General features: G+C 62.3%; 14 protein-coding genes. 3 read left to right on the top strand and 11 right to left on the bottom strand.

The window, feature by feature from the left end:
* Window positions 1–173 precede the first annotated feature (173 nt).
* Both BSY16_RS00535 and BSY16_RS00530 read left to right on the top strand, forming a co-directional pair.
* A complete protein-coding gene (locus BSY16_RS00535; protein WP_069057860.1) occupies window positions 174–3,545 on the top strand; it encodes a hybrid sensor histidine kinase/response regulator in 3,372 nt (1,123 codons plus the stop codon).
* Entirely contained in the window at window positions 3,538–4,461 is a 924-nt protein-coding gene (locus tag BSY16_RS00530) for a response regulator transcription factor (protein ID WP_069057859.1), read from the top strand. The genes BSY16_RS00535 and BSY16_RS00530 overlap by 8 nt, the downstream gene beginning before the upstream one ends.
* Window positions 4,462–4,541: 80 nt before the next feature.
* Here BSY16_RS00530 and BSY16_RS00525 read toward each other — a convergent pair whose 3' ends face one another.
* From BSY16_RS00525 to BSY16_RS00475, 11 genes are all read right to left on the bottom strand, one after another.
* Complete coding sequence (locus BSY16_RS00525; protein WP_069057858.1) at window positions 4,542–5,660, bottom strand: branched-chain amino acid ABC transporter substrate-binding protein; 1,119 nt, start codon at window positions 5,658–5,660, stop codon at window positions 4,542–4,544.
* 111 nt (window positions 5,661–5,771) lie between these two features.
* Window positions 5,772–6,116: a DUF6867 family protein gene (locus tag BSY16_RS00520; RefSeq protein WP_069057857.1), complete on the bottom strand. Its 345-nt coding sequence runs from the start codon at window positions 6,114–6,116 to the stop codon at window positions 5,772–5,774.
* 105 nt (window positions 6,117–6,221) lie between these two features.
* On the bottom strand, window positions 6,222–6,947 hold the full coding sequence (locus tag BSY16_RS00515) for an ABC transporter ATP-binding protein (RefSeq protein ID WP_069057856.1): 726 nt from the start codon (window positions 6,945–6,947) through the stop codon (window positions 6,222–6,224).
* On the bottom strand, window positions 6,944–7,861 hold the full coding sequence (locus BSY16_RS00510) for an ABC transporter ATP-binding protein (RefSeq protein WP_069061285.1): 918 nt from the start codon (window positions 7,859–7,861) through the stop codon (window positions 6,944–6,946). Before BSY16_RS00510 ends, BSY16_RS00515 begins: the two co-directional genes overlap by 4 nt.
* An 8-nt stretch (window positions 7,862–7,869) precedes the next feature.
* A complete protein-coding gene (gene livM / locus BSY16_RS00505) occupies window positions 7,870–9,261 on the bottom strand; it encodes a high-affinity branched-chain amino acid ABC transporter permease LivM (RefSeq protein WP_069057855.1) in 1,392 nt (463 codons plus the stop codon).
* Between the two features lie 4 nt (window positions 9,262–9,265).
* Window positions 9,266–10,168: a branched-chain amino acid ABC transporter permease gene (locus BSY16_RS00500; protein ID WP_069057854.1), complete on the bottom strand. Its 903-nt coding sequence runs from the start codon at window positions 10,166–10,168 to the stop codon at window positions 9,266–9,268.
* A 288-nt stretch (window positions 10,169–10,456) separates the two neighbouring features.
* On the bottom strand, window positions 10,457–12,883 hold the full coding sequence (locus BSY16_RS00495) for a GcvT family protein (protein ID WP_069057853.1): 2,427 nt from the start codon (window positions 12,881–12,883) through the stop codon (window positions 10,457–10,459).
* Window positions 12,884–13,066: 183 nt separating this feature from the next.
* Window positions 13,067–13,621: a sarcosine oxidase subunit gamma gene (locus BSY16_RS00490; RefSeq protein ID WP_069057852.1), complete on the bottom strand. Its 555-nt coding sequence runs from the start codon at window positions 13,619–13,621 to the stop codon at window positions 13,067–13,069.
* Between the two features lie 10 nt (window positions 13,622–13,631).
* The gene (locus BSY16_RS00485) at window positions 13,632–16,589 is read right to left on the bottom strand and encodes a sarcosine oxidase subunit alpha family protein (RefSeq protein ID WP_069057851.1); all 2,958 of its coding nucleotides are present in this window, start codon (window positions 16,587–16,589) and stop codon (window positions 13,632–13,634) included.
* Window positions 16,586–16,861: a sarcosine oxidase subunit delta gene (locus BSY16_RS00480; RefSeq protein ID WP_069057850.1), complete on the bottom strand. Its 276-nt coding sequence runs from the start codon at window positions 16,859–16,861 to the stop codon at window positions 16,586–16,588. Before BSY16_RS00480 ends, BSY16_RS00485 begins: the two co-directional genes overlap by 4 nt.
* A gap of 7 nt (window positions 16,862–16,868) precedes the next feature.
* The gene (locus BSY16_RS00475; RefSeq protein WP_069057849.1) at window positions 16,869–18,119 is read right to left on the bottom strand and encodes a sarcosine oxidase subunit beta family protein; all 1,251 of its coding nucleotides are present in this window, start codon (window positions 18,117–18,119) and stop codon (window positions 16,869–16,871) included.
* Between the two features lie 183 nt (window positions 18,120–18,302).
* Here BSY16_RS00475 and cysQ point away from each other — a divergent pair, with 183 nt between their 5' ends.
* Window positions 18,303–19,109 carry a 3'(2'),5'-bisphosphate nucleotidase CysQ gene (cysQ, locus tag BSY16_RS00470; protein WP_069061284.1) on the top strand — a complete coding sequence of 269 codons (807 nt, stop codon included), beginning with the start codon at window positions 18,303–18,305 and terminating at the stop codon, window positions 19,107–19,109.
* Window positions 19,110–19,237 lie beyond the last annotated feature (128 nt).

Raw genomic sequence — 19,237 nt, 5'->3', positions numbered from 1 at the left:
CGTTGCTTAACAAACTATCGGGCAGCGATGCTGCGCTGCACATACGTCATATTGCGTAGTTGCCGGGGGTAAGCGGGAAGCATTTGCCGCGATGCACCAATTTCGGGCATGCACCATCTGTGTTACGAAGGTTCGGACGGCCGGATAACGGGCCTTGGGAACAGCAGGAACACATGGCCGCACGCCAGCGCATCATACCGATCCGCCGCGAGTACAATCGCTGGGTCGCCAACCAGACGCTGGAAGACTATGCGCTGCGTTTCACAGCCAAGAGCGCACGGCGCTTCTCCTCCGACCGCATCTCGCAGACCGCGATCGGCGCCATATCATTCCTGGCTCTGGAAGCGATCGGCGGCGCGATCACCATGTCCTACGGCACGACGAACGCCATCGTCGCCATCGTCGTCGCCAGCCTGATGATCCTGCTGGTCGGCCTGCCGATCAGTCGCTACGCGATCCGCCACGGCGTCGACATCGATCTTCTCACGCGCGGTGCTAGCTTCGGCTATATCGGCTCGACGCTCACCTCGTTGATCTATGCGAGTTTCACCTTCATCCTGTTCGCCATCGAGGCCTCCATCATGTCCGGCGCGCTGGAGCTGGCGCTCGGCATACCGCTGTGGATCGGCTACATCATTTCGTCCGTGGTGGTCATTCCGCTGGTGACGCACGGCGTGCAGCTCATCTCGCGCTTCCAGCTCATCACCCAGCCTTTCTGGATCGTGCTCAACATCCTCCCCTTCGTCTTCATCGCCTTCGCGGACTGGGAGAAGATCGACCTGTGGCTCGCCTATTCCGGCCTGCACCACGCTTCCGGCCCACCCGGCACCTATGCGCCCTTCAACCTCGTCGAGTTCGGCGCAGCCTCCGCCGTCATTTTCGCGCTGATGGCGCAGATCGGCGAGCAGGTGGATTTTTTGCGTTTCCTGCCGCCGGACGGGCAGCGCAAGCTGCACCACCGCATCGCGGTGTTTCTCGCCGGCGCCGGCTGGGTCATCGTCGGTGCGCCGAAACTGATCGCCGGGTCGTTCCTCGTGGTGCTGGCGCTGTCGGCCGGCGTACCCTCCACCCGGGCGGCCGATCCGGCGCAGATGTACTATACCGCCTTCGGCTACATGCTGCCGTGGGATAGTGCGGCCCTGCTGCTGATGGTCGCCTTCGTGGTGGTCTCGCAGCTGAAGATCAATGTGATGAACGCCTATGCGGGCTCGCTCGCCTGGTCGAACTTCTTCTCGCGCCTGACCCACAGCCATCCCGGCCGTGTCATCTGGCTCGTCTTCAATGTGGCGATCGCGCTGCTCCTGATGGAGCTCGGCATCTACCGGCTCCTGGAGGAGACGCTCGGTGTATTCTCCATCGTCGCCATGGCTTGGCTCTGCACGATCTCGGCCGACCTCTTCCTCAACAAGCCGCTCGGCCTCTCGCCCCCCGGCATCGAGTTCAAGCGCGCCCATCTCTACGACATCAACCCGGTCGGTCTCGGCGCGATGACGCTGTCGGCGATCATCGCGCTCACCGCCCATTTCGGCACCTTCGGCGACATCCCCGCCTCGCTGGCGCCCTACATCGCCGCAGTCGTCGCCTTCATCGCCTCTCCCGCCATCGCCTGGGCAACCGGCGGCAAATATTATCTGGCGCGAAAACCTCGGAAAAGCTGGGCAAAGCTGCACTCCATCACCTGCTCGATCTGCGAGCACCCCTTCGAGCCGGAAGACATGGCCTGGTGCCCGGCCTATGCCGCGCCGATCTGCTCGCTCTGCTGTTCGCTCGACAGCCGCTGCCATGACCTCTGCAAGCCGAAAGCGCGCTTCAACGCGCAGGTAGCAGGTGTTGCAAAAACCATCCTGCCGGCGCCGGTGACGGCAGCGCTCGGCACGCGCCTTGGCCGCTACGGCATCGCGACCGCCCTCTCCATCACCGGCATGGGCATCATCCTCGCCATGATCGCCCATCAGGTCGCCACCAGCTCACCTGAGACGGCCACCGTGGTGGAACGCACCATCGCCATCGTCTTCTTCGTCTTTGCCGTGGTGGCGGGCATCGTCTGCTGGTTCTATGTGCTGGCGCATGACAGCCGGGTCGTCGCCGAAGAAGAATCGTCGCGCCAGACCACCCTCCTCCTCAAGGAAATCGCCGCGCACAAGAAAACCGACGCAGCGCTCCAGCAGGCGAAGGAAACGGCCGAGGCTGCCAACCGCGCCAAGAGCCGCTACGTCGTCGGCCTCAGCCACGAGCTGCGCACGCCGCTCAATGCCGTGCTCGGCTATGCCCAGGTGCTGGAGCGCGACGAGAGCATACCCCCGCAGCGCCAGGGCGCTATCCGCGTCATCAAGCGCAGCGCCGACCACCTCTCGGGACTGATCGACGGCCTGCTCGACATTTCCAAGATCGAGGCCGGCAAGCTGCAGGTTTATTCGAACGAGATCAACATCCACGAATTCCTCGACCAGATCATCGAGATGTTTCGTCCGCAGGCCCAGGCGAAGGGCGTGGCGTTCGAGCACAGCCGCTCCGCCAGCCTGCCGCAATATGTGCGCACCGACGAGAAACGCCTGCGCCAGATCCTCGTCAACCTCATCTCCAATGCGATGAAATTCACCGACAGCGGTCGCATCTCGCTCGATGTCATCTATCGCAGCCAGGTCGCGACCTTCACCGTCGCCGATAGCGGGCGGGGCATCCTGGAAAAGGACCTGCCGCGTATCTTCGAGCCCTTCCAGCGCGGCGATGCCGAACATGGTCGCATGCCGGGTCTCGGTCTCGGCCTGACCATCACCCGGCTGCTCACCCAGACGCTCGGCGGCGAGATTTCGGTGAAGAGCGAGCGCGATAAGGGCACGGAGTTCAAGGTGCGCCTCATGCTCTCGGCGATCGACCGCCCGACGGCACCGAAGGTCCTGCATATCAAGGGGTATAGCGGGCCGCGGCGGACCATTCTCGTGGTGGACGACAATGCGGACCACCGCAACCTGATGGAAGAGGTGCTGCGACCGCTCGATTTCACCGTTCTGACCGCCCGAAGCGCTGCAGATTGCTTGTCCCTCATCGAGGGCGTGAAGCCCGACCTGTTCCTGATCGACATTTCCATGCCCGGCATGAACGGCTGGGAACTGGTGGAACGGCTGCGCATTCTCGGGCAGTCCAGCCCGATCATCATGCTCTCGGCCAATATCGGCGACGGCTCTGCCTCCGCCCAGAACGGCCACAACGACACGCTGGCAAAACCCTTCGACATTCGCCAGCTTGCCGACAAGCTTGCCTTGCATATGCGGCTCGACTGGATCTATCGGGGCGAGACGATGGTGAAGGAGCCGGAAAAGGCCGCCATCATCATTCCGGCGGAGACCCATGTGCAGGAATTGATCCGGCTCGGCGAGATCGGCTATGTGCGCGGCATCGAGGCGAAGCTCGCCGAGATCGCCCGCACGCCCGAACACCAGCCCTTCACCGATGCGGTGCGCGCCTATGTGCAGGCCTTCGACCTTTCCGGCTATGATGCTTTCCTGAAGACCATGGACCCAGAAGAGGACGCTGCCCGTGACTGAAACGGCCACCCCGCGCGATATCGTCCTCATCGTCGACGATTCACCCGAAGCCCTTGGCTTTCTGACCGAAGCGCTGGAGCAATCTGGCTTTTCCGTGCTGATCGCCACCTCCGGCGCCTCGGCGCTGAACATCGTCGACCGCATCACCCCGGACATGATCCTTCTCGATGCCGTCATGCCCGGCATGGACGGTTTCGAGACCTGCCAGCGCCTGAAGGCGAACCCGGCGGCAAGCCCCGTGCCCGTCGTCTTCATGACCGGGCTGACCGAGACCGAACATGTCGTGCGGGCACTCGAGGCCGGCGGCGTCGACTACCTCACCAAACCGATCAACATCGACGAGCTGCGTGCTCGTATCCGCGTGCACCTCACCAATGCCCGCTCCGCCCAGAGCGCCCGCGTCGCGCTGGATGCGGCGGGCCGGCATCTGCTTGCCGTGAGCGGTGAGGGAAAAATCCGCTGGTCGACGCCGCAGGCGACACGCCTCGTCAATGCCGCCACCGGCAGTGACGAAGGGCTCGACGCGGTATCGGTGCACATCCGCACATGGATGAAGGCGCGCGAGCGGCCGGGCATGGCGCGCGAAACCACCTTCGCCATCCGGCAGGCAGGCCAGGCAAGCCTGCAACTCTCCTTCCTTGGCGCGATCGGTGCGGACGAGTATCTTTTCCGCCTGACGGCCGAAAACCGGCTGTCCGACGACGAGATCCTGCGCCAGCATTTTTCGCTGACCCAGCGCGAATCCGAGGTGCTGCTGTGGATCGCAAAGGGCAAGGCCAACCGGGATATCGGCGAAATCCTGGGACTGAGTTCACGCACCGTCACCAAGCATCTCGAACAGATCTACGTGAAGCTCGGCGTCGAGAACCGCGCATCCGCGGCCGTCAAGGCGGCCCACGTCCTCCACGAAGTCTAACAAAAAAGCCCGGCACAGAGCCGGGCTTGAGGTTAAGCGGCCGGGCGGCGTCGATGCACCGCCCGTTCCGTAAACAATGACTACTCGTTCTGGAAGTAGGTGTACTTGCCGTCGTCACCCTTCTTCCAGGTGTACAGAACGTAGTCCGGACGAGTGATGTCGCCCTTTTCGTCGAAGCCGAGTTCGCCGATAGCCGTCTTGAACGGACCCTTCGACTTGATGGCTTCGGCAACGGCCTGCGGATCGGTACCGCCGGCAGCCTTGGCGCCTTCAGCGATGACCTGAACGGCAGCGTAGGCGTAGAGCGTGTAGGCTTCCGGCTCGAAGCCGGCTGCGCGGAACTTCTCGACGATCTCCTTGGCGGCTTCGTTCTTGCGCGGATCCGGAGCAAACGTCATCAGCGTGCCGTCAACGGCGTCGCCAGCGATGGAAGCCAGTTCGTTCGAAACGATACCGTCGCCCGAGATGAACTGAGCCTTCAGGCCCTGGTCGGCAGCCTGGCGCTCGATGAGGCCGAACTCGGTGTGCAGGCCGCCCCAATAGACGACCGATACGCCGGCTTCCTTCATCTTGGCGATGAGAGCCGAGAAGTCCTTGTCGCCGACGTTGACGCCTTCATAGATGGCTTCAGTGATGCCAGCTTCGTTCGTTGCCTTCTTGGTTTCATCTGCAAGGCCCTGACCATACGGGGTCTTGTCGTGCAGGATGGCAACCTTGGCGTCCTTGAAGTTCGCCGCGATGAAGGAACCGGCTACGGCGCCCTGCTGGTCGTCACGACCGCAGGTACGGAAGGTGTTCCACAGGCCACGCTCGGTGTAGGTCGGGTTGGTCGAGGCAGGCGAAATCTGCAGGATGCCGTTTTCGGCGTAGATTTCCGAAGCCGGGATCGAAACGCCCGAGTTGAAGTGACCGACAACGAACTTCACACCGTCAGCAACGAACTTGTTGGCGACCGAAACGCCCTGCTTCGGGTCGGAAACGTCGTCGCCGAGCACGACCTTGATCTGCTCGCCATTGATGCCGCCGGCTGCGTTGATGTCGGCAGCAGCCTGCTCGGCACCCTTCTGCAGCTGCGCGCCAAAGGCAGCATTCGGACCGGTCAGCGGGCCGCCGACGCCGATCAGGATATCGGCCCAGGCGCTGCCGCTGAATGCGACCATTGCAGCCAAAGCAACGGCCGACATGAGAGACTTCTTCATATTATTACTCCCAAATTTTAGCGGGTTCGTTTCAACCGGTCGCAACACCCGCATTCATTGCGCCGATATCGCTATGCCGCAGCCGAGAACCGGCTGCGGAGTTCCCTCTGATTATTTCGACTTCCAGGAGAAAGGCGATGCCTTTTCATAGAGCCAATAGTAGTTGTTGGTCATTTGCCGCGTGCGGTAGTAGCGGTAACCGAGCGTAGCAAACAACAAAAGCACGGCGGTGTCCACGACATAGTACTGCACTGTCAGCATGCTGCCGTGGAACAGCGCGTGATGGATGAAACGGATCGCGCCGCCCAAAAGCAGGACGTAAATTAGCAACGTCGTGTAGTTCTGCCAGTTCTCGGCGACGCTCTTGCCCGTGCGCCAAGCAGTCCAGCCGCCCATGATGACGGTGATGAACAGGAACTGCCAGATGGATGGTTCTTCGTAGAGAATTCCCTGCATTTTCTTATCTCCCCTACAGCGTTGCACATCATGCCATGACGCGCAGGTCGCTGTAACTTCTTACATCTGCACAGGTTCCCCGCGAGGGGCTCCCGTGCGACCGCCTTAGTGGCGTCCACCTTCGAGATAGGCGGCGCGCACTTCCGGGTTGGCCAGAAGTTCCTTGCCCGAACCGCTCATCGTCACCTGACCGTTGACCATCACATAGGCCCGGTTGGAGAGTTTGAGGGCGGCGAACGCGTTCTGCTCGACGAGGAACACGGTCAACCCCTGTTCCTGGTTCAAGACCTTGATGGCGTCGAAGATCTGCTTGATGATCAGCGGCGCAAGCCCGAGTGACGGTTCGTCGAGCAGAAGCAGTTTTGGACGCGCCATCAGCGCGCGGCCGATGGACAGCATCTGCTGCTCGCCGCCCGAAAGCGTGCCGCCGCGCTGGGCCTGGCGTTCCTTGAGGCGCGGGAAGAGCGTGAAGATCTTCTCCACGTCCTCGTTGAAGAACTTCAGATTGTCGAGGCTTGCACCCATCTGAAGGTTTTCAAACACGGTCATGCGCGGAAAAATACGGCGACCTTCCGGCGACTGAGCAACGCGGCGTCGTGCGATGAGATGCGTCGGCAGGCGCGTGATATCCTCGCCATCGAAGGTGATGGTACCGGTGCGGGCCTGCGGGCTGCCGCAGATCGTCATCATCAGGGTCGACTTGCCGGCGCCGTTCGCGCCGATCAGGCTGACGATCTCACCCTTCTTCACATCGACATTGACGCCGGCGAGTGCGCGGATATTGCCGTAATAGGTTTCCACGCCCTGAACGCTGAGAAGCGTATCGCTCATGAGTGCGACCCTCCCTGCGGGCCTTCGCTCTCTGCGATAACCTCGATTTCCTCGATCACCTCTTCGACCTCATCATCTTCAACACCGAGATAGGCCGCGATAACCCTCGGATCGTTCTTCACATGGTCCGGCGTGCCGTCGGAAATCTTCTGCCCGTATTCGAGCACGACCACATGGTCGGAAATTTCCATGACGACCGACATGTCGTGCTCGATGAGCAGGATCGACGTGCCGCTGTCCTTGCGGATGGAGCGCAGGAGTTCGTTGAGCGCCAGCGATTCACGCGGATTGAGGCCGGCTGCCGGTTCGTCGAGGCAGAGGAATTCCGGCCCCGTGCACATGGCGCGGGCAATTTCCAGACGGCGCTGCGCGCCGTAAGGCAGGTCGCCGGCCGGATCGTCGGCACGCTCGGTGAGGTTTGCCTTGTCCAGCCAGTACTTGGCGAGCTCGATCGATTCCGCCGAAGCCTTCTTGTAGGTCGGGAAACCGAGCAGGCCGAGGATGGTATAGCCCGACGCCTTCATCAGCTTGTTGTGCTGGGCGACGAGCAGGTTTTCGAGAACCGTCAGGCCCGAGAAGAGCCGGATGTTCTGGAAGGTGCGCGCCACCTTGGCATCACGGGTGATCTCGAAGTCGGTCATGCGCTCGAGCAGGAAATCCTTGCCCGCTTTCTGGCGCATGGTGATCATGCCCATGGTCGGCTTGTAGAAGCCGGTGACGCAGTTGAAGACCGTGGTCTTGCCGGCGCCGTTCGGGCCGATCAGCGCCGTGATCTCGCCGCGCTCGGCCTCGAAGGAGAGGTCGTTGATGGCCATGAGGCCACCAAAGCGCATCGAGAGGTGCTCGACCGTGAGGATGGGATCTTTCGTCATCGTGTTCGTCGCTACCGTATTCGTCGCCGTCACATTCGTCATGGGGGCCATCAGCCGTGCCCTTCCTTGGTGAAGCTTCCGGAGACGTTCTTGCGTTCCTTCAGGAAGGCCGTCGGTTCACGGCTTCCGACGAAACCGCGCGGCTTCAGGACCATGACGACGACCATCGCCAGACCGAAGATCAGCATGCGGTAGAGTTCCGGCGTGAAGTCCGGCCCGAAGATGCTCTTCAGGAACGTCATTTCACGCAGAAGCTCGGTGCCGCCGACCATGACCACCGCCGCAACGGCGATGCCGATCAGCGAGCCCATGCCGCCGAGAACCACGATGGCGAGGATGATTGCCGATTCGAGGAAGACGAAGCTTTCCGGCGAGACGAAGCCCTGACGCACGGCGAAGAACGAGCCGGCAAAACCGCCGAACATCGCGCCGATGGAAAAGGCCGTCAGCTTGGTCGTCACCGTGTTGATGCCGAGCGAACGGCAGGCGATCTCGTCTTCGCGCAGCGCTTCCCAGGCACGGCCGATCGGCATGCGGCGCAGGCGGATCGTCACGTAGGCGGTCAGGAGAGCCAGCGCCAGGATGAGATAGAACAGGAAGATCTTGTAGTAGGCCGACGACATCGGCAGTTCGAAGACCTTGGCGAAGTTATTCGGTGCGCTGACGTCGAAGGACCAGATGCCGAAGACCGAAGCCTTCGGAATGCCCGAGACGCCGAACGTGCCCTTGGTCACTTCCGTCCAGTTTATCAGGACGAGACGGATGATTTCCCCGAAGGCAAGCGTGACGATGGCGAGATAGTCGCCCTTGAGACGCAGCACCGGGAAGCCGAGAATCATGCCCCAGAAGGCGGCGAGGATGCCGGCAAGCGGCAGCAACACCCAGAAGGACAGGCCGAAATACTGCGACAGCAGCGCGTAGGAATAGGCGCCGACCGCATAGAAGGCGACATAGCCGAGATCGAGCAGACCGGCGAGGCCGACCACGATGTTCAGGCCCCAGGCCAGCATCACGTAGATGAGGATCTGGATGCCGAAATTGTCGACCCACTTCAGCGAGCCCTGCACGCCGAAGAGCATGACCATGAGCGGCGGATAGAAGATCAGTGCAACGATGGCGATCTTGCTGAAGTTGCGCTTGAAGAAGCTTTCTTCCGTGTCTGTGGAAGCTTTTGCGGACGCGGTGGCCTTGCGGGCCGCCAGCCAGGGGCGCAGATAGGCCACCGAAAGGAAGCGGCCGACGGCAGCCACGATCACGAAGATCGCGAGCAGACCCCAGCGCTGGTTCAGCACAAGCTCGTTGCGGATGTTCTGCGTGGTCTCGAGACCGACGAAGAGGACGAAGAGGCCAAGCGAGATGACGCCGGCATAAAAGCCCTCGCGCAGAGCCCGCGCCGTCAGGTTACCGCCGGCGCTCTCATGAGTGTTCGAAATGTTGGCCATGTAATCAAACCTTCTCGACTTCCGGTCGTCCGAGAATGCCGGACGGCTTGAAGATCAGGACGATGGCGAGGATGGAGAACGTCGCAACGTCCTTGTAGTCGATGGTGAAGTAGGCGGACCACAGGCTCTCGATGAGACCGATGAGCATGCCGCCGAGAACGGCGCCCGGCAGCGAGCCGATACCGCCCAGAACGGCAGCCGTGAAGGCCTTGACGCCCGGCACGAAGCCATCTGTGAAGACGGTCACGCCGTAATACATCAGGTACATCGTACCGGCGACGGCTGCGAGCGAGGCACCCATGATGAAGGTCACCGAGATCGTGCGATCGACGTCGATGCCGAGCAGTGCCGCCATCTTGCGATCCTGTTCGGTTGCGCGCTGGGCGCGGCCGAGTGCCGTCTTGTTAACGATATACCAGAAGATCGTCAGCAGGCTGACCGTCAGGATCATAATGATGATCTGCTTCAGCGAAATCGAGATGCCGAAGACGTTGTAGACGGACGAGACAAGCGGCGGGATCGGCTTGTTGCGCGGACCCTGCGTGACCTGAATGAAGTTCGACAGCGCGATCGACATGCCGATTGCGGTGATCAGCGGCGCAAGACGGAACGAACCGCGCAGCGGCCGGTAGGCCACCTTCTCGATCGTCCAGTTCCACAGGGACGCCGTCAGCATGGCCGCGGCGATCATCACCAACAGCAGAAGCACGACCGGGAGGCCGGCAAAGATGCTGGTGAGGAGAAGGAAGACGATGAGAGCGGCAAATCCACCCAGCATGAAGATATCGCCATGGGCGAAATTGATCATGCCGATGATGCCGTAAACCATGGTGTAGCCGATGGCTATCAAACCATAAATAGATCCAAGCGTCAGCCCGTTGACGAGCTGCTGGACGAAGTACTCCATATATATAATCCCCCGGATGCGGTTCCTGATAGGCCACATCTCTTGTTCTTGACGCTCATTTTTGAGCTTGTTTAGACAAGGAGATTCCATACCGCTTTCGAGACAAAAGGGAAGCCAAAAAAGTCCCGATCGACAATTTCTTTAGCAAGAAGCGTTAAATGACGTAATTAACGCCAGCGAAACCAAAAAAACGGCAGGAAAATCTGCACTTTTGCGCAAAATAGTGCACGAAAGCTGCAAAACGCGATGTACCGATTTGATACACCGCGTTGCGTGATGTGGATCAGGTCACCCGCGCATTTTCGCGCCGGACGGATCGAAGAGCGGTTCCGGCTGCAAGCGGGCCGCCAGCACCTCGCCAAGGAGCTCGATCGACCAGCCCCCCTCGACGTCCGAGATCTCCTTCGGCACGTAGCCGACGACAACCGAAACGCCGGCCGCATGGGCATAGCCGCCCGAGGTCACCCAGCCACGCACCGCGCCGTCCAGATAGATCGGCTCGTCGCCGATGACATCAGCATCCTTCGCCTCGAGGATGAAGGTGCGCAGCCGCAAAACACCACCTGATTCGCGTTCGGCCTTGGCCGCAGCCTTGCCGATGAAGTCCGCGCCCTTGCCAACCGCAACGAAACGCTCCAGCCCCGCCTCGAGCGGGCCATAAAGCGGACGGTACTCCCGCGACCAGCTGCCATAGGATTTTTCGAGGCGCAGCGCATTGAGCGCCCGGAGGCCGAAGAGCTTGATGCCGAATTCGGCGCCGGCCTCCAGGATCAAGTCGTAGAGATAGCGCTGGTATTGCGGCTTCATCCAGATCTCATACCCGAGATCACCCGTGTAGCTGACGCGCCCGACGATCGCCGGTGCCATGCCGAGGTCCATCTTCCGCACGGCCATGAAGGGAAAGACCGCAGTCGAAAGGTCCTGATGCGTCAGCTTCTGCAGCACGTCGCGCGCCTTCGGGCCGGCAATCGCCAGGCCGACGAGCCCGAGGTTCAGCGCTTCGAGCGAAACCGAGCTATCCTTCGGCAGGTGCGTCTCGAACCAGCGCATATGATAGTCTTCGGCGATGCCGGAGCCGATGAGCAGGAAATCGCCCTCGCCCAGCTTCGCCAGCGTGAAATCGCCGATGAGCTTGCCGTCATCCTTCAGCATCGGCGCCAGCGTCATGCGACCCGTCGCCGGGATGCGGCAGGTCAGCAGCCCGTCGAGCCAGGCTTCGGCGCCCTCCCCCGTCACCGCGTATTTGGCAAAGCCGGAGGTCTCCATCAGGCCGACACTGTCGCGAACCGCTCGCGCTTCCGCGCCCACCGTCTCGAAGTCCGTCGAGCGGCGCCACGAGAAATGATCCTCGACACCCTTTGGCGCAAACCACAGCGGCGCCTCCAGGCCATAGGATGCCCCGAAGACGGCACCGGCCTCCTTCAGCTTGTCATAGATCGGCGTCGTGAGCAGCGGACGGCCGCCGGGCAGCTCCTCGTTCGGATAGCGGATCGAGAATCGGCGGGAATAGTTTTCGCGCACCTTGGCATTGGTGTAGCCGAGGGTCGCGAAATCACCATAGCGCGAGACGTCCATGGCGAAGACGTCGAAGCCCGGATCACCGTGGATCATCCAGTTGGCAAGCGCGAGACCCACGCCGCCGCCCTGGCTGAAGCCGGCCATGACAGCGCAGGCCGACCAGTAATTCGTCATGCCGCGCACCGGGCCGACGAGCGGATTGCCGTCCGGCGAGAAGGTGAAGGGGCCGTTGATGACCTTCTTGATGCCGGCCTTGTTGAAGGCCGGAAAGTGGCGGAAGCCAACTTCCAGCTCCGGCGTGATGCGCTCGATATCCTCTTCCAGCAGCTCATGGCCGAAGTCCCACGGCGTGTTCAGCGGCGACCACGGGCGGCAGGCCTTTTCATAGGTGCCCATCAGCATGCCGTTGCGCTCCTGGCGGAGATAGATTTCTCCATCGAAGTCGACGCAGTGCATCAGCTCCTTGCCGCGCGTCTGGTTGAACTCGATGACCTCGGGCATGTCTTCCGTGATGAGGTACATGTGCTCCATGGCCAGCACCGGCAACTCAAGGCCAACCATGCGGCCGACCTCGCGCGCCCACAGGCCGCCGCAGTTGACGACATGCTCGGCGATGATCTCGCCCTTGTTGGTGATGACGCGCCAACTGCCGTCCTCGCGCTGCACGAGGTCTTCCACCTTGGTGTGCAGGTAGATGTCGGCGCCGTTCTTCTTGGCCGATTTCGCATAGGCATGCGTCGTGCCGTAGGGATCGAGATGGCCCTCGACCGGATCGAACACCGCGCCGACGAACTGGTCGGGGTCGAGCAGCGGCATCAGGTCGTGCGCCTCCTTCGGCGTCAGGAGATGCGCGTCGAGGCCCATGTAACGGCCCTTGGCGAGGATCGACTTCATCCAGTCGAAGCGGTCCTTGGTCGATGCCAGCATCATGCCGGAGGTCATGTGCAGGCCGATATCCTGGCCGGAATAGGCCTCAATCTCCTTGTAGAGCTCCACCGTGTATTTCTGCAGCTTGGCGACGTTGGGATCGCCATTGATCGTGTGCATCCCCCCGGCGGCATGCCAGGTCGAGCCTGAGGTCAGCTCCGAGCGCTCGACGAGCACGACATCGGTCCAACCGAATTTCGTAAGATGATACAGGACGGAACAGCCGACGACGCCGCCCCCGATGACGACGACCCTTGCATGGCTCTTCATGAAAAACTCCGGCTTTCGGCGGGTTGAAGGGAACTGTGTGCTGCGGACGAAACACAGCCTATTTTGTCCCCCGGAGGCCCGACAAGCCCGTGGTGCGAAACCTCATGTCGCTTTGCCGATTTCGGGTGTCGGCATTGGGGTCGCAGCGCGATGAAAAGCCGGATCCGGATCCGGCATACCCTGTCAGCGCGTCGCGAAGTCCACCGACAGCTCATGGCTGCGTGCCATCATCTTGAGGTCACCGACCAGGGCTTCGGCGAAGCTGCGCATCACGACGAGATCGAAGCTGTCCGCAGCGGTGCGGGCAAGATTGACCGACAGATGATTGCACAGCACGTTCGCCGCCCGGCCGACCGGAAACGCATCCTGATGAAGATCGACGGCAATGCCGTTGGCCAGGATGCGCGCGGCATCGAGGCCAGAGAGCGTCAGGGCGACGCGGCCATGGCTCTGGTCGATGATGAAGGCGAAATCGCCCAGTCGGACGGACAATTCGGCGCAAAGCGTTTCCGGTGCATGCACCTCGGACAGGACCAGCCATTCGCCCGGCCCCGAAAATCGGGCTTCGAACTCCCCGTTCGCAACAAGGATGCCCGCGGCCTCTGTGGTGCGGTCGGGCGCCGCCAGCACCATGGCGATGGCTGTTGAACGGTGGACGGCGAGATGGTTGGCCCGCCGTTCGGAAATCGCGCCGATCGTGCCGTCCAGCGCGTGCACCGCTTGATAGTCGTAAGCCATCGTTGTCACCTCACGCCATCAGCTTGCGGTTTTCCGGATCGACGAAGACCGGATCGCAGACCTCCGCCATGGTCTCGACCCCACGCAGCTGATCCCAGACCACGATCTTTTCACCGTAGCGCTCGCGCCCGGACTTCAGGAAGGCGAGTGCGATGTAGCCACCGAGCGTCGGCGAGAAACAGGTGGAGCTGACCCAGCCCTGGTCGTTCAGCGTCGAGGGTTTGGCGCCATCCTTCAGCAGATGCGCACCGGCGCGAAAATCCTTGTCCGCCTCCAGCGCCTTGAGACCGACAAGCTGCGCGCGGTCGGCCGCCGTCAGGCCGAAGCGGGTGGAAAGCCGCTTGCCGATGAAATCCGGTTTGCCGGTGCCCATCATACGCCCGAGACCGGCATCGTCCGGCGTCACGCGGCCATCGAGTTCGGCGTGGGTGACATGGCCCTTCTCGATGCGCAGAACGTTCAACGCCTCCACACCGTAGGCGCAGATGCCGTGCGGCTGGCCCGCCCGCATCAATGCATCCGCCACCGCCTCGCCATGGCCGGCCGGCACCGCCAGTTCATAGGCCAGCTCACCGGAGAAGGAGATGCGGAAAAGCCGCGCCTTCAGATTGCCCTTCAAACGCACCTCGCGGGCCGCAAGAAACGGGAAGGCCGCGTTGGAAAGGTCGTCTTCGACAACGGTCTGCAGAATGGTGCGCGCCTTCGGCCCGGCAATCGACATCTGCGCCCACTGATCCGAAACGGAGAGGAAGCAAACGCGCAGGTCCGGCCAAAGCACCTGCATGGCAAATTCCATATGCGAAAGCACACCGCCCGCCATGGCTGTCGTCGTGGTCACGAGGAAATGCTCCTCGCCAAGCCGGCTCACCGTGCCGTCGTCATAGACCATGCCGTCCTCGCGCAGCATCAGGCCGTAGCGGGCCTTGCCGACCGGCAGCTTCAGCACGGGATTGCAGTAGAGCCGGTTGAGGAACTCGGCGGCATCCGGTCCGAAGACCTCGATCTTGCCGAGCGTCGAGACATCGCAGAGGCCGGCGTTTTCACGCACGGTGCGCACTTCACGGTCGACGCTTTCGCGCCAGGTCTTTTCGTCCGCTTTGGGGAACCAGGAGGAACGGTACCAAAGCCCGGCGTCGATGAAGACTGCGCCATTTCGCGCCGCCCAGCCATGCAGCGGCGAACGGCGCGTCGGCATGGCGTGTTCGTCGACGGACGTGCCGGCAAGGGCACCGAAGGAGACCGGCGTATAGAACGGCCGAAAGGTCGTGGTGCCGACATCGGCGGGGCTGACGCCGCGCATTGCGGCCAGAATGCCGATGGCGTTGATATTGCCGAGCTTGCCCTGGTCCGTCGCCATGCCGCCCGTCGTGTAGCGCTTGGCGTGTTCGACATGACCAAAGCCTTCGCGCACGGCGAGACCCAGATCCTTGGTATGCACATCGTTCTGGAAATCGACGAAGGCCTTCGATTTTGCGCCCGGCACATGCCATAGCGCCGTGAAAGAGGGATCGATTTCCTCGCCGACAGCCGGACGGTCGAAACCGGCAACCGGGCGCCCAAGCGCCTCGACGGCCGCCGAAGCCTTGCGCGCACCGTCCTCGAAACATTCGGACAGGCGATAATGTCCCGCCGCGGCACCGGCCATCACCAGGCCCGCTCCCACCTCGGGTGCCTCAAATGCCTGAAGGGCCTCCGACCAGACAGGTTTTCCGCCGCGCTGGCAGGCAAGATGGATAACAGGGCTCCAGCCGCCGGACATGGCGACGGCGTCGCAGGCGATCAGCTCTTCAAAGCCGCCCCGATCCGTGACGATCGCGCGAATACGCTGATGTCCTTTCGTGTCGATGACAGTTCCACCGCGAATGAGCCGGACACCGTCCGGCACCGTATCGGCAGCATTCGTCCGTGTGTCGATGACCGCGGCGATCTCGATGCCCTGCGATGTAAGGTCCCGCGCCGTGCGATAGCCGGAAGAGCCGTTGGTGAAAACGGCAACCGACTTGCCCGCGGCAACGCCGAAGCGATTGGCATAGGTGCTGACGGCGCTGGCCATCATCACGCCCGGCCGGTCGTTACCGCCGAAGACCAGCGGCCGCTCCTCCGCGCCTGTCGCGAGAACAGCGTGCTTCGCCACGATGCGCCATAGCCGTTCGACGGGCTTTGCCGCGTCGATGGTCGCGTTGTGCTTCTGCACCCGTTCGACGGCGCCGAAGACATTGTCATCGTACCAGCCGAAGACCGTCGTGCGCGCCAGGAGCGTAACGTTCGGGTTGCCTTGCAATTCATCGATTACGCGGCGGGCAAAAACGAAGGGCGCCTCCCCATCGAACCGCGTCGTCTCGGACAGCAGCGCACCACCGAGAACAAAATCCTGCTCGGCAAGGATGACGCGCATGCCAGAACGGGCAGCGACCAACGCAGCAGCAAGACCGGCCGGGCCGGAACCGACGACCAGCAGGTCGCAGTGCGCCCAGCTCTTTTCGTAGCTATCGGGATCGCGCGGCAAATCCGTGCGGCCGAGGCCGGCGGCGCGGCGGATCAGTGGCTCATAGACCTTCTCCCAGAAGGCGGCAGGCCACATGAAGGTCTTGTAGTAGAAGCCGGCCGAGAGAAAGCGCGACATCAGGTTGTTCACCGCGCCAATATCCCAGGACAGGCTCGGCCAGCGGTTCTGGCTCGTCGCGACGAGACCGTCGTAAAGTTCGGCGACAGTTGCCTTGGTATTGGGGTCGCGGCGCGCACCGCTGCCAACGGTGACGAGCGCGTTCGGCTCCGACGGACCGGCGGTGACGGTGCCGCGCGGGCGATGGTACTTGAAACTGCGGCTGACGAGCAGCCTGTCATTGGCAAGCAGCGCCGAGGCGAGCGTATCGCCGGCATGTCCCGAAAGGCTCGCACCATCAAACGAGAACTGCACCGTATGGCTGCGATCGACGAGGCCGCCGGAGGCGAGACGGGAAGCGGTCATTGGGCGCCTCCCCGCTCGAGGGACGCGTCAGCTACGGAAAACACCTCATGGGTAAAATTGTCCCGTTCCACCACCAGCCAGCGCCGGCATCCGGCGATATGCTGCCAGTGCTCGCGGATGCGCCCGCGGGGATTGGCGCGGACATGCATGTAGTCGTTCCAGACCTCGTCGGCGGCCATCGGCGCGGGGCGAACGGGCGTCGCATCGCCGCGGATCGAAAACTCTTCCTTGGGGCGCGTGCCACAATGCGGGCAGGAAATCAGGCTTGCCATCGCTCACTCAATGCAGGTTGGGCTGGGTGCCGACACCCGCCTCGTCGATCGGGAAACCACGCTCGAAACGATCGAGCCTGAGCGCGCGCGCCACATGATGGCTCTCGCCCTTGGCGATCAGATGGGCGAAGCAGAAGCCGGAGGCCGGCGTCGCCTTGAAGCCGCCATAACACCAGCCACAGTTCAGAAAGAGGTTATCAATCGATGTGCGGTCGATGATCGGCGAGCCGTCCATCGACATGTCCATGACGCCACCCCAGGCGCGCAGGACCCGCACGCGGGAAAGACCGGGGATCATCGTCACCCCCTCCTCCATGACATGCTCAGCCGTCGCGAGATTGCCACGCTGCGCATAGGAGGAATAGCCGTCGATCTCCGCGCCGAAGACCAGGCCGCCCTTGTCCGACTGCGAGATATAGAAGTGGCCGGCGCCATAGGTGATGACGTGGTCGATGCAGGGTTTCAGCCCTTCCGTCACGAAGGCCTGCAGCACATGGCTCTCGATCGGCGGCTTCAGCCCGGCCATCTCGCCGACACGCGACGTGTTGCCGGCGGCGGCCAACGCCAGCTTGTTGCAGCCGATGAAGCCCTTCGTCGTTTCGACGCCAGTGACCACGCCGTTTTCACGGCGAATGCCGGTAACCTCGCAATTCTGGATGAGATCGACGCCAAGCCTGTCGGCGCCACGCGCAAACCCCCAGGCGACGGCGTCGTGCCGCGCCGTGCCGGCACGCTTTTGCAACAGCCCGCCGATAATCGGGAAACGCGCGTGGTCGAAATTGAGGAAGGGCAACATCTTCTTCAGCGTCTCGCGATCGAGCTGCTCGGCCGCCACCCCTTCCATCATCATCGCATTGCCGCGCCGCGTGTAATGATCGCGCTGGCTGTCGTTGTGATAGAGGCTGATGATGCCGCGCTGCGACAGCATGACATTGTAGTTGAGCTCCCGCTCCAGCCCTTCCCAGAGCTTCAACGAGAACTCATAGAACGGCTCGTTGCCGGCCAGCATGTAGTTCGAACGCACGATCGTTGTGTTGCGTCCGACATTGCCGGAGCCAAGATAGCCCTTTTCCACCACCGCGATATTGCGGACGCCGAATTCCCTGGCGAGATAGTAGGCCGTCGCAAGGCCATGCCCGCCACCACCGACGATGATCACGTCGTAATGCGGCTTCGGCTGCGGCTCCCGCCAGGCGGGCTTCCAGCCTAAGTTTCCGGCAAGGGCTTGTTTGAAGATCGAAAAAGCGGAGTAGCGCATGCGGGTTCCCGGATCAGTCGCCCCACATTCGCATATGCAGCACAAACGGCAAGACGGAAGAGCGTCGCAGTCCGCCGCATGCCGAACTCTTTCCACATCACTATATGGTTCGCGCGTCCTGGCAATTGCTTTCAAGGCGCGCCGCGTCTAAGCCATGAGGCCATGCAGATAGACCTTGCAGAGCTGACACAGGTGATGGAAAGCGCCGCGCTCGCCGCCGGCCGCGCCATCATGGCCATCCACAGCGGCGGCCCCGCCGTACAGTACAAGCCCGACAGTTCGCCGGTTACCGAAGCGGACGAAGAGGCCGAGCGGCTGATTCTCTCCGCCTTGAAGCGGCATTTCCCGGCGATACCGATCGTCGCGGAAGAAGCGGTCGCCGCGGGCGACGTTCCAGACATTTCCGGCGGACTGTTCTTCCTGGTCGATCCACTCGACGGAACGAAGGAGTTCGTCGCCGGCCGCAACGAATTCACCGTCAACATCGCCCTCATCCGTGACGGGGGGCCGGTGGCCGGCGTCGTTCTCGCCCCGGCCTTGTCTATCGGTTTCCTGGCCGCGGAAAACCAAGCCGAGCGTTTCTCGGTCACGGACGGCCTTATGATCGGGGAGCGCAAATCGATCGGCTGTCGTGGCAGGGGCACGCCGCCAACCGCCGTCGCCAGCCGTTCGCACGATACGCCGGAAACCGCTCGCTTCCTCGAAGACCACGGCATCGACGCCTGCACCGCCATCGGCTCCTCGTTGAAGTTCTGCCTCGTCGCCGAGGGCCTTGCTGATGTCTATCCCCGCTTCAGCCGCACGATGGAATGGGACACGGCGGCGGGCGATGCCGTGCTGCGCGCCGCAGGCGGGCAAACGCGCACACTGGATGGAAAACCTCTGCTCTATGGCAAGCGTAACCAGGCGCACGACGCGGATTTCGCCAATCCGAACTTCATCGCCGCAAGCCAGGGCTGGAGCGCGACTTCAGAAATGATCACAAAATAACCAGATTGCTGGCTGAGGAGTGCCGGCAACAAAAGGACCGCTTCAACCGGATCGACAACCATGCTACGGCTAGACACGATTGTTCGGCCTTGTTCATGCACGGCATTTTAGTTGTTTGTAAGGGTAAA

Source organism: Sinorhizobium sp. RAC02, from assembly GCF_001713395.1.
In the GTDB taxonomy this organism is placed as follows: Bacteria; Pseudomonadota; Alphaproteobacteria; order Rhizobiales; family Rhizobiaceae; genus Shinella.
This window is presented reverse-complemented; position numbering and strand designations above follow the sequence as displayed.

Bases quoted from the DNA above. Each gene is read 5' to 3' on its own strand.
- BSY16_RS00535 (WP_069057860.1), top strand. From the start codon at position 174: ATGGCCGCACGCCAGCGCATCATACCGATCCGCCGCGAGTACAATCGC.
- BSY16_RS00525 (WP_069057858.1), bottom strand. From the start codon at position 5,660: ATGAAGAAGTCTCTCATGTCGGCCGTTGCTTTGGCTGCAATGGTCGCA.
- BSY16_RS00520 (WP_069057857.1), bottom strand. From the start codon at position 6,116: ATGCAGGGAATTCTCTACGAAGAACCATCCATCTGGCAGTTCCTGTTC.
- BSY16_RS00515 (WP_069057856.1), bottom strand. From the start codon at position 6,947: ATGAGCGATACGCTTCTCAGCGTTCAGGGCGTGGAAACCTATTACGGC.
- BSY16_RS00510 (WP_069061285.1), bottom strand. From the start codon at position 7,861: ATGACGAATGTGACGGCGACGAATACGGTAGCGACGAACACGATGACG.
- livM (WP_069057855.1), bottom strand. From the start codon at position 9,261: ATGGCCAACATTTCGAACACTCATGAGAGCGCCGGCGGTAACCTGACG.
- BSY16_RS00500 (WP_069057854.1), bottom strand. From the start codon at position 10,168: ATGGAGTACTTCGTCCAGCAGCTCGTCAACGGGCTGACGCTTGGATCT.
- BSY16_RS00495 (WP_069057853.1), bottom strand. From the start codon at position 12,883: ATGAAGAGCCATGCAAGGGTCGTCGTCATCGGGGGCGGCGTCGTCGGC.
- BSY16_RS00490 (WP_069057852.1), bottom strand. From the start codon at position 13,621: ATGGCTTACGACTATCAAGCGGTGCACGCGCTGGACGGCACGATCGGC.
- BSY16_RS00485 (WP_069057851.1), bottom strand. From the start codon at position 16,589: ATGACCGCTTCCCGTCTCGCCTCCGGCGGCCTCGTCGATCGCAGCCAT.
- BSY16_RS00480 (WP_069057850.1), bottom strand. From the start codon at position 16,861: ATGGCAAGCCTGATTTCCTGCCCGCATTGTGGCACGCGCCCCAAGGAA.
- BSY16_RS00475 (WP_069057849.1), bottom strand. From the start codon at position 18,119: ATGCGCTACTCCGCTTTTTCGATCTTCAAACAAGCCCTTGCCGGAAAC.